Below are 1,565 nucleotides of genomic sequence, written 5' to 3'. Positions count from 1 at the left end.
CTAATTTAAATATTTTAAAATATACCAATTACTTTCATCCAAAGTGATCCTAAACCAATCCAGATAATAAAGTAGACGAAACCTAAGATCAAGTTCATTGTCCACCAACGTTTTTGAGTCACGTAACCTGAAGAGAATAGAATCGGCGCTGGACCACTACTATAGTGTGTTGTTGAAGCTAATAGGTTACCGAAGAAACCTAACATTAATGCACTGAATAATGGTGGTGCACCGGCTGCGATGGCAACGCCTAGTAATGCTGCATACATCGCACTGATATGTGCTGTAGAACTTGCAAATAAGTAATGTGAATAGAAGTAGAACAATATTAAAATGACCAGTACTATAGGCCAGCTTAAGCCACCAAGACTTGTAGCAATGGATTTACTTAACCAAGGAATAAATCCAAGCTTGTTTAATTGGTCGGCCATTAACACTAATACTGAGAACCATACTAATGTGTTCCAAGCACCTGTTTCGTTTAAAATGTCTTGCCATGTTAAGACACCTGTCAATAATAACAATGCTAGCGCAATAAAGGCCGTTAAAGTTGCATCAATATGAATGAAACTTCCGACAATCCATAATGTTAGAGCAATGACAAAAATACCAATCATAAATTTTTCAGCTAAAGCGATTTTACCCATAGTCGCTAATTCATTTTCAGCCCAACTCTTAGCATTTGGTGTTTCTTTAACAGTTGGTGGATAAATTTTATAAATAATAAAAGGTACAACAATTAAGGAAACAAGTCCAGGAACTAAAGCAGCTAGGAACCAATTCATCCATGTAATGTGAACATTAGATGTGCTAGATGCTAAATTTTGTGCAAGGGGGTTACCGGCCATTGCAGTTAAAAACATAGCCGCAGTAATTAAATTACCTTGGAATTCTGTGAAAACAAGAAATGCACCCATTTTGCGTGCTGATCCGTCTTTCGGTTTCGAACCAAATGATTCAGAAAGTGATTTGATAATTGGGAACATGATTCCACCAGCACGCGCGGTATTACTCGGTGTAGCAGGCGCTAGAATTAAATCTACACCGACGATAGAATATGCTAAGCCTAATGTTTTTTTACCAAATAATTTGACGAAATGAAGTGCGATCCGTCTACCAAGACCTGTTTTCACAAATCCTCTCGAAATGAAAAATGCCATAGCAATTAACCAAATGCTATTATTACCAAAACCAGCGACAGCCGTTTTCATGTCAACAATGCCAACGAGTACCATGATTGTAAATCCAATTATAGAGACGGCCCCAATTGGCATCGGTTGTGTAATACAAGCAATGATTGTCGCGACGAATATTGCGAACATATACCATGCTGTTGGATCCACAGCATCCGGTTTAAAAGGTGTAAGTGCCCAAATAAGGAGACCTACAACGATAGGGAGTATAAACTTACGATATTTAACCGTGTTTTCCATGTTAAAACGTCCTTCTTTCTATGTTTTATACATATTTCAATTTAAGAATAAAGCTAACTACAAAAGATGTACAGTAATAATTAAATATAAAATTAAATTAACGAAATCATTAATATAATTATTTTTCGAGAA

At 36.4% G+C, this 1,565-nt stretch carries 1 protein-coding gene; it reads right to left on the bottom strand.

Annotated elements, in window-relative coordinates:
- Nucleotides 1-14 precede the first annotated feature (14 nt).
- Nucleotides 15-1,433, bottom strand: a complete 1,419-nt coding sequence (locus IDG60_RS13540) for an anion permease (RefSeq protein ID WP_000432352.1) — start codon at nt 1,431-1,433, stop codon at nt 15-17.
- Nucleotides 1,434-1,565 lie beyond the last annotated feature (132 nt).

The sequence above is a fragment of the Staphylococcus sp. EG-SA-2 genome (genome assembly GCF_017152085.1).
Note: the sequence above shows the minus strand (reverse complement) of the source record. Positions and strands in the feature narration are given on the sequence as shown.